We start from the raw sequence: 12,223 nt of genomic DNA on the forward strand, positions 1-12,223 counted from the left end.
CTGCGGCCCGGGCGGGGCGATCGGGGTACGGTCGCCCCGCCCGGGTCAGCCGTTCACCGGGGTCGGCGGCGGATAGACCGAGCCGTCCTGCGGGTCGAGCAGCATCAGGCCGTGCTGCGCGGCCAACCGTTCGATGTCGAGCAGCACCTGGTCGGCACAGGACTCGTCGAGCTTCATCTCGACGTGGTCGGCGGCGACGTGCAGCGGGGTCACCGCCCACGGCGTACCCGGCCCCGGCCGGTCCGGATAGCCCGCGGTGATCGCCCGGTAGAACGCCGAGATCCGCCGGTCCGGACTCCCCTCGGCGTGGACACCCTGCCGGCACCGGCCGTGGGCCGCGCGTACGTCCTCGTCGGCGGCGCCGGCCCCGAGCGCCCATACGATCAGATCGAAGCTCACACCGGGCTCCCGTGTCCCAAGAGTGTTGACAGATCAGAACTCACGGGGGTACAGGGTGCCACTGAGTCGGCGACCTTTTCTCGGATACCCCGCCGACACGCGGAAGGGCGACTCTTGCGGGGACTCGCGTCGGGTCTATAGCGTATTGACGCGGATACCCGGTGAGTTCCTAGGCGTGGGCTCGTCTTCGGGTGATGAGGCGTCGCGCCGGCCGGGTAGCCAGCACCCCCGTGTGCGCGAGCCACGCGCACTCGTCGCTGATCGGCCCCCGCGATCGTTGCCGAGATCGCGGGGGCCGATCGCGCTTGCGCCGCCGCACCGTCGCTCCACGGTCGGATCACCTGGGTGCCCGTGCACTGCCTGCGGTGACGGGAGTCGGCAAAGAGCCGCCGGGCCGACTCAGGGCCGTCGGGCCAACCCAGGGCCGCCGGAAAGGGCCGCCGGGCAGGGTCAGGGCTGTCGGGCCGGGGCAGGGCCGCCGGGCAGGGTCAGCGGGCGGTGGCGAAGAGGGCCCGGTAACCGTCCCGGGTGGGGAACCAGTCCAGGCCGGGGCGCCCGGCGGCGAAGAGCGCGGTCGCGTAGCCGTCGGCGACCGCCAGGTCCGGGCCGGTGACCGTGGCCGCGAGCAGCTTGTCGGCCGGCTGCCCGGTGTGCGGGTCGACCACGTGGTCGCGCCGGCCGGCGACGCCGGAGGTGCCGATCGCCCCGGAGGTCATCTCCAGCATCATCGGCTGCCGGTCGCCCTGCGTCGGGTGGTGCACCGCGACCCGCCACGGGCCGCCGTGCGGCGCGTGGCCGCGTACCACCAGATCCGCGCCGCTGATCACGGCGTAGTCCTCGATGCCGGCGGTGCGCAGCCGGGCGGCGGCCCGCTCCACCGCCCAGCCGACCAGCAGGCCGCCCGGGTCGAAGCCGCCGGGTACCGCCCAGGCGTCGAACCAGCCGTCGGTGGCGGCCCGCATCGCGGCGCACCGGGCGACGATGTCGGCCAGCGGCGGGTACGCGTCCGCGGAGATCTCGCCCCGGCGCAGCCGGGAGACCAGGCTTTCCGGCCGGGCCGGACTGTAGGTGAGGTCGATGGCCCGCAGTTCGGCGACGGCGTCCCGCAGCGCGTCGCCGACGCCGCGCCAGCCGACCGCACCCATGCCGTTGAGCACCAGGGTGTATTCGGCGATCGAGGTCTGCACGGTGTGCCGGGCGACCACCCGGTCGGTCAGGGTCGCGCCGGGCCGGACGTTGCGCCAGCCGGCGCCCAACCGCAGGTCCGGCCGTCCCCGGCCTACGGCGGGCGCCGGCGGCAGGCTCCGGCTACGCTGTCCCCGACTTCGGCCGCCCGGGATTCGCATGTTCGCCCCCTGGACCCGCACGTTCGCCCCCTGGATCCGCGTCTCGCCCCTCCGGCCCGGTCGCCGTCGCCAGCCCGCGAGCCGTTCTCCGCGCTCACCATAGGAAGCGAAGATGGCCAGAGCATGAGTACTGGCTGAGAAGCTCCTGTGCAGTTGACATTCCAGATGTTGGGAGTGGCGTACCGGGAGCCGGGACGGTCCCTTAACGTTCCCTAGACACGACGGAGGCAAGGGAGCTGGGACGTGGCGGTGGCGCGGATCGCGGTGGTGGCTGGCGACGGCATCGGGCCGGAGGTGGTCGCGCAGGCCCGCAAGGTGCTCGACGCCGTACTGCCGGGGGTCGAGGCCACCGAGTACGACCTCGGGGCCGCCCGCTACCACCGGACCGGCGAGGTGCTGCCCGACTCCGTGCTCACCGAGCTGGCCGGGCACGACGCGATCCTGCTCGGCGCGGTCGGCGACCCCACCGTGCCGCCCGGGGTGCTGGAGCGCGGCCTGCTGCTCAAGCTCCGCTTCGAGTTCGACCAGTACGTCAACCTCCGGCCGTCCCGGCTCTGGCCGGGCACCGCCGGCCCGCTCGCCAGCGTCAAGCCGAACGAGATCGACCTGGTGGTCGTCCGGGAGGGCACCGAGGGCCTCTACGCCGGGGCCGGCGGCACGCTGCACCGGGACACCCCGGCCGAGATCGCCACCGAGGAGAGCCTGAACACCCGGCACGGCGTCGAGCGGGTGATCCGGGACGCGTTCGCCCGGGCGGGGCGCCGGGAGCGCCGCAAGGTCACCCTGGTGCACAAGACCAACGTGCTGACCCACGCCGGCTCGCTCTGGGCCCGGGCCTTCGCCTCGGTCGCCGCCGAGCACCCGGACATCGAGACCGAATACCAGCACGTCGACGCCGCCGCGATGTTCCTGGTCACCCAGCCGCAGCGCTACGACGTGGTGGTCACCGACAACCTCTTCGGGGACATTCTCACCGACATCGCGGCCGCCGTCACCGGCGGGATCGGGCTCGCCGCCAGCGGCAGCATCAACCCCGAGCGGGCGTACCCGTCGATGTTCGAGCCGGTGCACGGCTCGGCGCCGGACATCGCCGGCCAGGGCGTCGCCGACCCGGCCGCCGCGGTGCTCTCCACCGCGCTGCTCCTCGACCACCTGGGCCACCCCGACGCGGCCCGCCGAGTAACCGAGGCGGTCGCCGCCGAGCTGGCCTCCCGGGGCCCCGGCTCGGCACGGCGCACCGCCGACATCGGAGACCGGCTCGCCGCCCACGCGGCCTCCTGAGCCGCCCGCCCCGTTCCGCCCGCAGAGCCTGGCAGGCCGCCGGATCTGCGCGAAGGCGCGGGTGGTGCGGCCCGCCGGTCGCCCGGAGGGTCGAGGTTGAACGACCGTTCGGGTAAGTTTCAGGCACAACTCCCATGTTCCGGCCGCCCGTCCCCGGGCGCCGGTCCACTCTCTGGAGGTCAGCACGATGAGCGGTGGTGACAAGCTCGACTTCGAGATCCGTCCGAATCCTCAGCCGGTAGCCGCCGCCGAGCGCGCGGCGCTGATGGCCAACCCGGGATTCGGTCGGGTCTTCACCGACCACATGGTCACGATCCGGTACGCCGAGGGCAAGGGCTGGTACGACGCCCGGGTGGAGGCCCGGGCGCCGATCCCGATGGACCCGGCGAGCGCGGTGCTGCACTACGCCCAGGAGATCTTCGAGGGGCTGAAGGCGTACTCGGCGGCGGACGGCTCGGTGACGATGTTCCGGCCGGACGCGAACGCCGCCCGGTTCAACGACTCGGCCCGGCGGATGGCCATGCCCGAGCTGCCGGAGGCGGTGTTCCTGGACTCGCTACGGCACCTGATCGAGATCGACCGGGCCTGGCTGCCCACCACCGACGAGGCCAGCCTCTACCTGCGGCCGTTCATGTTCGCCAACGAGGTCTTCCTCGGGGTGCGCCCGGCCAACGAGTACCTCTTCGTGGTGATCGCCTCGCCGGTCGGCTCGTACTTCGCCCGGGGCGTGCAGCCGGTCGACGTCTGGGTCTCGCCCACCTACACCCGGGCCGCGCCCGGCGGCACCGGCGAGGCGAAGTTCGGCGGCAACTACGCCGCCTCGCTGGCGGCCCAGGCCGAGGCGATGGAGCACGGCTGCGACCAGGTGGTCTTCCTCGACGCCGTGCAGCGGCGGTACGTCGACGAACTCGGTGGCATGAACATCTTCTTCGTCTACGACGACGGGAGCATCGTCACCCCGCCGCTCGGCGGTACGATCCTGCGCGGCATCACCCGGGAATCGTTGATCACGTTGATCGGGCAGTCCGGCGGTACGGTGCTGGAGCGGCCGGTGGCGTTCGACGAGTGGCGGGCCGACGCGGCCAGCGGCCGGCTGCGCGAGGTCTTCGCCTGCGGTACCGCCGCCGTGATCACCCCGATCGGCCAGGTCCGCTACCCGGACGGGGAGTTCCCGATCGCCGACGGCAGTCCCGGCGAGGTCACCATGCGACTGCGGCAGCAGCTCGTCGACATCCAGCGGGGCCGGGCCGAGGACCGCAACGGCTGGATCCACCGGATCGGCTGAGCGTCCGCCCGCCGCACCCCCGCCCGACGGCGCGCGGTGGGTGCGGCGCGCGGCGCCGGTCAGCTCAGGAGGTGGGTGCGGAGGGCGTCGATCCGGGACGGGGCCAGGCCGGCGCCGACCAGGTAGTCCGGTACCGAACCGTGCCGGTCGCGCAGCTCGGCCAGGAACAGGGTCATCGCCTCGGCCGGCGAGGCGAGGAACGGGGCCGGCAGCGGCGGTTCGTCCGGCATGGTGCTGGCCAGCCACTCGCTGAACCGGGCCGAGGCGGCGGTGCTCCGGGCGTAGTCCTCGGCGATGTCGGCGTTGGCGACGCCGAGGACCGACAGGGCCAGCGCGCAGACCACGCCGGTGCGGTCCTTCCCGGCCACGCAGTGCACCAGTACCGGGGCGGCCTCGGCGTCGGCGATCATCTCCAGCGCCGCCACCAGGCCCGCCGAGCCGGTGCTGGCCAGGTCGTGGTAGCGGTCGGCCAGCCAGCGGGCCAGCCCGATCTCCTCGGCGTACGCGGCCTCCTGCCAGAGCGCGTGCTCGGGGTGGATGTGCTGGTAGACCAGGCCGTCGTAGGCGGGTACCCGGCCGTGCTGGCGTACCTCGGCGGGCCGGCGCAGGTCGACCACGGTGCGGATGCCGAGCGCCTCGAACGCCTCCCGGTCGATGCCGTCGATCCGGTGCGGTGAGTCCGACCGGTACAACCGCTGCCGGCGGACCAGCCGGCCGTCGAGCCCGGCGACGCCGCCGACGTCCCGGAAGTTGAAGAGGTTCTCGAAGGTCGTCGTACGCGTCGAAGTTCCGTCCACCCGACTACCGTAGTGCCTGCGGGGAGGGCCGGTCCGGGCCGGCGATCGCGCCTTCCGGCGGTAGGACGCCGCTGGCCGGCGGGGCGGAGGCCCCACCGGCCAGTCGACTGCGGGTCGCGTGTCACATGGCGCGGCCCGGCGGAACCGTCCAGCCCGAGGCGCCGTACGTGCCGCCGTAGTAGCCACCGAGCTTGTCCCGGTAGGCCGGATCCTCGTGCGTGGCGCCGTCGAACTCCGGAGCGGCCTTGATCTGGTCCTTGCTCCGGTCGACGTACACCTTCTGGTCGTCGTGGTCGACGTGGTTCACCACGCCGGCCGGCAACATGACCTTCTTGCCGAAGATCCACGGGCCGGTGTCCACCACCAGGTAGCTGGCGTTGACCTCGTGACTGGCACTGTCGATCTTGCCAATGCCGCCGTCGGTCGCCTCCACCTTGTAGCCCACCAGGTCGGCGCCGGTCACCCCGGCGTCGTCCCGGTAGCGCCACGGGTCGAACTCGCCCGCGGGCGCTCCGCCCGCGAAGGCACCACCGCCGCCATGGATCAGAGGATCCGGCGTCTGCTGCGGGGTCGTCTGAGGATCGAGCCTGTCCACTGGCTATCACTCCTCTTCTCGACTGTCTCGACGTTCTCCGCTGTCCCGAAGACACCTACCCAGGGTGGTCGATCCCTACACCAGGGGAATTCGGCGAGCCGAGATCCGGTGACCAGTCCCGCGATGTGGATTTTTCCTCCCAGATCCGTGACGGCGTGGCAGAGTACGGTCCGTGACCCGCTCCGCACTCATTATTGGCAGCTAGCGCGCCGGCATCCTTCCCGCCGAGCGCGCAGACCTCCCGCATCCGCGGGGGGTCATTTTGTTTGTCAGGCCGGGACGGCATCGGAGCGGGGTGCGCGCCCTTCTCGAAGGAGATCACATGACGTACCAGGTGTTCGACACGACGTTGCGCGACGGTGCGCAGCGCGAGGGGATCAGCTACTCGGTCGTCGACAAGCTGGCCGTGGCCCGGCTGCTCGACGAGTTCGGCGTCGGATTCATCGAGGGGGGCTGGCCGGGGGCGATGCCGAAGGACACCGAGTTCTTCCGGCGGGCCCGGGCGGAACTCGACCTCAAGCACGCCGTCCTCGTCGCCTTCGGCGCCACCCGCAAGGCCGGGGTGGCGGTCGACGCCGACCCGCAGTTGCGCGCGCTGCTGGACGCGGAGACCCCGGCGGTCTGCCTGGTCGCCAAGTCCGACATCCGGCACGTGGAGCGGGCGCTGCGGACCACCCCGGCCGAGAACCTGGCGATGGTCCGGGACAGCGTGGCCCACCTCGTCGCGCAGGGGCGGCGGGCCTTCCTGGACTGCGAGCACTTCTTCGACGGCTTCCGGCACGACCCGGCGTACACCGCATCGGTGGTGGAGACCGCCCTCGAAGCCGGCGCCGAGGTCGTGGTGATGTGTGACACCAACGGCGGGATGCTGCCCTCCCAGGTGACCGCCGCGATCGGCGAGCTGACCGAGCGGCTCGGGATCTCGCCGGCCCGGCTCGGCATCCACACCCAGAACGACACCGGCTGCGCGGTGGCGAACACCATCGCCGCCGTCGAGGCCGGGGTACGCCACTTCCAGGGCACCGCGAACGGCTACGGCGAACGGCCCGGCAACGCCGACCTCTTCGCGGTGGTCGCCAACCTGCAACTCAAGCTCGGGCTACCGGTCCTACCGGACGGGTGCCTGGAGCAGATGGTGCGCGTCTCGCACGCCATCGCCGAGATCGCCAACATCGCCCCCGACACCCACCAGGCCTACGTCGGGGCCGCCGCCTTCGCCCACAAGGCGGGGCTGCACGCGAGTGCGATCAAGGTGGATCCGCTGCTCTACAACCATGTGGACCCCGCCGTGGTGGGGAACGACATGCGGATCCTGGTGACGGAGATGGCCGGCCGGGCCAGCATCGAGCTGAAGAGCCGCGAGCTGGGTCTGGACCTGGCCGATCATCCCGACGCCGCCGCCCGGGTCACCAAGCGGGTCAAGGAGCTGGAGGCCGGCGGCTGGTCGTTCGAGGCCGCCGACGCCTCGTTCGAGCTGCTGGTCCGGGCCGAGCTGCCCGGGATGACCGCGCCCCGGCCGTTCGCGCTGGAGTCGTACCGGGTGCTGGTCGAGCACCGCGAGGATGGCGCGGTGGTCTCGGAGGCGACGGTGAAACTCCGGGTACGCGGTGAGCGGGTGATCGCCACCGCCGAGGGGAACGGGCCGATCAACGCCCTGGACGAGGCGCTGCGGGTGGCGCTGCTGCGGCACTACCCGGAGCTGCGCGGGTTCGAGCTGGCCGACTACAAGGTACGGATCCTGGAGGGGAGCCACGGCACCGGCGCGATCACCCGGGTACTGGTGGAGACCGCCGACAGCGGCGGCCGGGACTGGACCACGGTGGGCGTACACCCGAACGTGGTGGAGGCGAGCTGGCACGCGCTGGTCGACGCGTTGACGTACGGGGTGGCGCGTACCCCGGCCGAGGTCTGAGCCGACGGACCGAAAGACGGCCCCGCCGCGGTGACGACCGCGGGCGGGGCCGTTCCGTTTCTCCGGCATGCCGGGGGCCGTTTCCCGTAAAAGGCGAAAAATGAATGTGAGATCCGAGAGCGACACGCATTCTCGAAAATCGCGCTCCGGTTGACGGCCCGTTGTCGGCCGCCCATGTGGACGGACCCGGGCAGGTGAAACCGCTATTGACCTGCTGCTTTGCCGAATGCTATGTTCGCTCATGGTTGTTGAGTGGCCACTCTAAGTAGTATCTGCTGCTGGGCGCGGGGCGACGATCGGTGTCGGTCGGGCGTTCGGCACGCGAAACAATCGTGCGTCAAGGACTGACGCAGCCCTCATTGTCCGGTGGCTCGTCGTTGAAAGCGCCCACGGCAATTGTCGGGCTGGCTATTTCGGTCGCGAGTCTGGACGGGCAAGGGGCGTACCCGGAACAGCAGGTCGGCAGTTCGGACCCATCTCCACCGTCGGAGAGACCATCACCATCCTGGGTAGAAAGAAAGAGATGACGTCATGGCCAGAATCTTTGGACGTAAGACGATCCTGCTAGCCGTCGGAGCGCTCGCGCTGACCCTTGCCGGTGGCGGCATCGCCGTCGCCGGCCCGAGCCACCGCGCCGACCCCGACGCGGTGCGGGTGAACGGCAAGGTGGTCCAGCAGCCAGCGGTCACCCAGGCCGACATCGACCTGGCCAAGGCGGCGCTGCTCAAGGGCGACGCGGCCATCCAGGCGTCGAGCGCACAGCTCTTCGCCGTGGTCAGCGCCAACGGCGGTCTGATCCGCGGCAGCCAGGCCGTCTCGGCGACCTCGCTGGGACTCGGCCTCTACCAGGTGGTCTTCAACGTGCCGGTGGCCAGCGGGGCGTTCGTCGCCACGATCGGGTTGACCGGCAGCGTCGGGACCTCACCGTCCGGTCTCATCTCGGTGGTCGGCCGGACCAACCTGTCCCAGGGCGTCTTCGTGCAGACCTGGAACGCGGCCAACCAGCCGGCGAACCGCAGCTTCCACCTGGCGGTGTTCCTGCCCTGACCCCCGGTGCCCGCCGGCCTCCGTGTCCCCCCGAACGGACACGGAGGCCGGCGGCGTCTGGTGCGGGTGCGCCGCCACGTCGCCGTCCAGACCAGCGGGTCAGCGCGCCGGGTCAGCGGGCCGGCAGGGTCAGCTCGGCCAGTACCGGGCGGTGGTCGGAGCCGGGCAGCCGGAACACCGCCACCCGGCCGACCGCGATCCGCCGGTCCACCAGGACGTGGTCGATGGTCACCGGCGGGATCGGATCGCCGTCGTACGGACCCCAGGTGCCGGTGAGGCCGGCCCCGACCGAATCGGCGGCGTCGACGTACCCGGTGTCGAGCAGGTCGCGCAGCGGGGCGTGGTCCAGGGTGGCGTTGAAGTCCCCGGCCAGGATCCGCAGCGGCCCGCCCGGGGTGGCCGGTGGCTGGGCCCGTAGATCCGCCCGCCAGTCCGGCAGCCGGGCCAGCGTGGCGGGCGCCATCGGATGCGCCGACTCCACCAGCACCGCCGGCCCGCCCGGCGGCTGGACCGTCGCGTACGCCTGGGAGAAGCCGCCCCCGTTGCGCCGGATGCCGGTCTCCCGGAGCGGATGGCGGGAGTACAGCGCCGACCCGGTCGTGCCGATCTCCGGGTTGACCTGCCGGTGCGGCAGCAGTCCGGCCAGGCCGAGCCGGTCCAGTGCCGCCTCGGCCGCCGGGGTGAACTCCTGGGCGGCGAGCACGTCGACCCGCTCGCTCCGGACCAGTGCGACCAGCGTCTCCGGATCGGCCGCCCCGGCGAGCAGGTTGGCGGTGAGCACCCGCAGCGGAGGTCCACCGGCGGCCGGCTGCCGGTCCGGCAGCGCGCGGGGCGCGACCAGCGCGACCAGGACGAGCGCGGCGACGGCCGCGACGCCCGCCGCCCACCGGTGCCGGAGGGCCAGGGCCAGCCCGAGCGGCACCGGCGCCCAGGCCGCCAGGTACGGCGTGAACGCGATCAGTTGCACCAGCGGACCCCGTTCCAGCCCGCTGAGCCGTACCGCCGCGAGACCGAGCGCGGGCAGCACCAGCAGCCAGCAGAGCCCGGTCAGCGGCCGTCGACGGGTCCGGTCCGGTACGGCCGGGGGCGGCCGCTCCGAGGCGAGATCGACATCCACACCGGCACGCTAACCGTCGGTTGTGGAGAGCCGGTGAAGATCGTGTGCGGGGTGCGGAGCTAGTGCGGGCCGGGCCAGGTGTTGGTCAGCACCCCGGTCAGCGCGTCGTACTGGTAGACGGTGGTCCGGTGCGGCCGGGTCGACTGGTGCTCCTTCACCTGGGTGACCAGTACGCCGATCTTCACGTGGTCCCGGCTGACCACCGAGCGCCACGGCACGCCGTCCCGGGAGACGTCGACCTGGTGCGAGAAGTCCCCGTCCGGTGCGGTGACCGAGTAGCGAGGCCCGGCCGGCGGGTCGATGTCCAGCCCACCGTCGGCCCGGATGGTGAGGGTGACGACGAGGTTGTTCTCGGGGTCGTGGATCTGCGCCGGGTCCCCGGCGTAGAAGCGGCTGCGGCCCTGGCCCTGGATGTCCATCCCGTTGTAGTAGGTCCTGCCCTGCGCGTCGACCCAGAAGTGCGGCACGTGCGCCCGGGGCGCGCTGTAGGTCAGCCCGGGGTAGTACGCGAGGTGCCAGTGCGGCGGGTTGTCCGGGTGCAGCACGTTGTTGGTCTCGAAGCCCATCAGCGAGAAGAAGTGCCCCTTGCGGCGGGCCTCGGCGACCAGGCCGGAGTCCTGGAGCACCGCCTCGGTCGCGACCAGATAGTTGATCACCGAGGCGGCCTGCGTCGCCGGCCAGGCGACGGTGGTCCACGGCCCGGCCACCCGGTCCGGGTCGTTGTGCTCGATCCGCCAGTGCAGCCCGCTCGACGTCTCCGGGCTGAGCATGCTCCAGACCTGCACGGTCGCCTGGTTGGCGTTCACCGACGACCAGGTCACCGGCAGGGTGAAGCTGATCCGGTACGGCGCACCGGCGTGCCGGCGGATCGCCAGCCGGGTGTCGGTGGCGACCACCGAGCCGACCCAGGTGCCCGGCCAGTCGACGGTGACGGTGACCGCCTCGCTGCGCGGGCCCCGGACGAAGGAGTAGTACTCGGCCCGGCTGGCCACCTGGGTCGAGGCGCCGGTGACGAGTTCGTAGCCGACCGGCAGGGTGATCTGCGGCGTGCCGGGCTCGCCGGGGATCGCCTTCACCAGCCGGAAGCCCGCGTAGCTCGGTGGCGGGAGCGGGTCGGGGGCCGCCGTCGCCGGTGCCGCGAAGAGCAGCACCGAAGCCACCGCCAGCAGCGTCGCCGTGCACCGTCGCAGCAACACAGTGCCTCCCGCGTTTCGTCCCGTCCCGGCTCCGCTGACGGGTTTGTGTGCCGCCGATCCTATTGGTACACCGGAGGATTTGTGCGCCCGGAGATGTGCCTGTGACGGAACTTGTCATGACGCTGCGGTGGCCACGGGTTTGCCGCCGGTGAGGTCGGGAAGCCCGCACCGTGACGGACATGTCAGACACCGTGGCCACCCGCCCCAGGCCGGTCGAGACGGCTTCCGCCGGCCCCGAGTTGGAACAGGCCCTCTTCGAGGTCAAGCGGGTGATCGTCGGGCAGGACAGGCTGGTGGAACGGCTCTTCACCGCGCTGCTGGCCGACGGGCACTGCCTGCTGGAGGGCGTACCCGGGGTGGCGAAGACCCTCGCCGCGCAGACCCTCGCCGTCGCCGTCGGCGGAACCTTCTCCCGGATCCAGTTCACCCCGGACCTGGTCCCGTCGGACATCGTCGGCACCCGAATCTACCGCGCCTCCTCGGAGAGCTTCGACGTCGAACTCGGCCCGGTGATGGCGAACCTGGTCCTCGCCGACGAGATCAACCGGGCACCGGCCAAGGTACAGTCGGCGCTGCTGGAGGCGATGGCCGAACGGCAGGTCTCCATCGGCGGACGCAGCTATCCGGTACCGGAACCGTTCCTGGTCCTGGCCACCCAGAACCCGATCGAGTCCGAGGGCGTCTACCAGCTACCCGAGGCCCAACGCGACCGGTTCCTGCTGAAGGTACTCGTCGACTACCCCACCGACGCCGACGAACTCGCCATCCTCTACCGGATGAGCGCGGAGCGGCCGACCGCGCGGGCCGTACTCGACCCGGAGCGGTTGCGCGCCCTCCAGGACCGGGCCTCCCGGGTCTTCGTGCACCACGCACTCGCCGAATACGTCGTACGGCTGATCCTGGCCACCCGCGATCCGGCCCGGTTCGGGGTGCCGGAGGTGGCGCCGCTGCTCGCGTACGGGGCGAGTCCCCGGGCCACCCTCGGCCTGGTCGCCGCCGCCCGGGCACAGGCGCTGCTGCGCGGCCGGGACTACGTGCTCCCCGACGACGTACGCGAACTCGCCACCGACGTGATCGCGCACCGGCTGGTGCTCTCCTTCGACGCGATCGCCGACGGGGTACCGGCCGAGTCGGTGGTACGCCGGCTGGTCGAGGCGGTCCCGCCGCCCCGGATCGCGCCGAGCCGCGAGGAACAGCGGCGCGGCCTGGCGGTCGCGTGAGCCGGGTCAGCCGGATCGGTCGCCGGGT

General features: G+C 72.2%; 11 protein-coding genes. 5 read left to right on the forward strand and 6 right to left on the reverse strand.

Annotated features, from left to right (window positions below; translation table 11 throughout):
- Positions 1–45: 45 nt before the first annotated feature.
- Both C6W10_RS13495 and C6W10_RS13500 read right to left on the reverse strand, forming a co-directional pair.
- A complete protein-coding gene (locus C6W10_RS13495) occupies positions 46–399 on the reverse strand; it encodes a hypothetical protein (RefSeq protein WP_107258376.1) in 354 nt (117 codons plus the stop codon).
- Between the two features lie 488 nt (positions 400–887).
- Positions 888–1,745 (reverse strand): FAD:protein FMN transferase, encoded by an 858-nt coding sequence (locus C6W10_RS13500; protein ID WP_107263921.1) that lies wholly within the window; start codon positions 1,743–1,745, stop codon positions 888–890.
- A 249-nt stretch (positions 1,746–1,994) separates the two neighbouring features.
- On the opposite strand from C6W10_RS13500, the gene C6W10_RS13505 reads away from it, so the two are divergent.
- Both C6W10_RS13505 and C6W10_RS13510 read left to right on the forward strand, forming a co-directional pair.
- Positions 1,995–3,026 (forward strand): 3-isopropylmalate dehydrogenase, encoded by a 1,032-nt coding sequence (locus C6W10_RS13505; RefSeq protein ID WP_107263922.1) that lies wholly within the window; start codon positions 1,995–1,997, stop codon positions 3,024–3,026.
- A 187-nt stretch (positions 3,027–3,213) separates the two neighbouring features.
- Positions 3,214–4,311 (forward strand): branched-chain amino acid aminotransferase, encoded by a 1,098-nt coding sequence (locus C6W10_RS13510; RefSeq protein ID WP_107258377.1) that lies wholly within the window; start codon positions 3,214–3,216, stop codon positions 4,309–4,311.
- Positions 4,312–4,370: 59 nt separating this feature from the next.
- Here the strand turns inward: C6W10_RS13510 and C6W10_RS13515 are convergent, their stop codons facing one another.
- Together C6W10_RS13515 and C6W10_RS13520 are read right to left on the reverse strand one after the other, a co-directional pair.
- On the reverse strand, positions 4,371–5,108 hold the full coding sequence (locus tag C6W10_RS13515) for a tyrosine-protein phosphatase (RefSeq protein WP_107258378.1): 738 nt from the start codon (positions 5,106–5,108) through the stop codon (positions 4,371–4,373).
- 121 nt (positions 5,109–5,229) lie between these two features.
- Entirely contained in the window at positions 5,230–5,703 is a 474-nt protein-coding gene (locus C6W10_RS13520) for a PRC-barrel domain-containing protein (RefSeq protein ID WP_107258379.1), read from the reverse strand.
- Positions 5,704–6,025: 322 nt separating this feature from the next.
- On the opposite strand from C6W10_RS13520, the gene cimA reads away from it, so the two are divergent.
- Both cimA and C6W10_RS13530 read left to right on the forward strand, forming a co-directional pair.
- Positions 6,026–7,615, forward strand: coding sequence for a citramalate synthase (gene cimA / locus C6W10_RS13525; RefSeq protein WP_107258380.1), 1,590 nt, complete (start codon positions 6,026–6,028; stop codon positions 7,613–7,615).
- A 531-nt stretch (positions 7,616–8,146) separates the two neighbouring features.
- Positions 8,147–8,662, forward strand: a complete 516-nt coding sequence (locus C6W10_RS13530; protein WP_107258381.1) for a hypothetical protein — start codon at positions 8,147–8,149, stop codon at positions 8,660–8,662.
- A gap of 112 nt (positions 8,663–8,774) precedes the next feature.
- Here the strand turns inward: C6W10_RS13530 and C6W10_RS13535 are convergent, their stop codons facing one another.
- Positions 8,775–9,713 (reverse strand): endonuclease/exonuclease/phosphatase family protein, encoded by a 939-nt coding sequence (locus tag C6W10_RS13535; protein WP_107263923.1) that lies wholly within the window; start codon positions 9,711–9,713, stop codon positions 8,775–8,777.
- Positions 9,714–9,838: 125 nt separating this feature from the next.
- Positions 9,839–10,975, reverse strand: coding sequence for a hypothetical protein (locus C6W10_RS13540; protein WP_107258382.1), 1,137 nt, complete (start codon positions 10,973–10,975; stop codon positions 9,839–9,841).
- A gap of 170 nt (positions 10,976–11,145) precedes the next feature.
- On the opposite strand from C6W10_RS13540, the gene C6W10_RS13545 reads away from it, so the two are divergent.
- Positions 11,146–12,195, forward strand: a complete 1,050-nt coding sequence (locus tag C6W10_RS13545; RefSeq protein ID WP_107258383.1) for a MoxR family ATPase — start codon at positions 11,146–11,148, stop codon at positions 12,193–12,195.
- Positions 12,196–12,223 lie beyond the last annotated feature (28 nt).

Origin of the sequence: Plantactinospora sp. BB1 (genome assembly GCF_003030385.1) — a bacterium.
Taxonomy (GTDB): domain Bacteria; phylum Actinomycetota; class Actinomycetes; order Mycobacteriales; family Micromonosporaceae; genus Plantactinospora.

Bases quoted from the DNA above. Each gene is read 5' to 3' on its own strand.
- C6W10_RS13500 (WP_107263921.1), bottom strand. From the start codon at position 1,745: ATGCGAATCCCGGGCGGCCGAAGTCGGGGACAGCGTAGCCGGAGCCTG.
- C6W10_RS13510 (WP_107258377.1), top strand. From the start codon at position 3,214: ATGAGCGGTGGTGACAAGCTCGACTTCGAGATCCGTCCGAATCCTCAG.
- cimA (WP_107258380.1), top strand. From the start codon at position 6,026: ATGACGTACCAGGTGTTCGACACGACGTTGCGCGACGGTGCGCAGCGC.
- C6W10_RS13530 (WP_107258381.1), top strand. From the start codon at position 8,147: ATGGCCAGAATCTTTGGACGTAAGACGATCCTGCTAGCCGTCGGAGCG.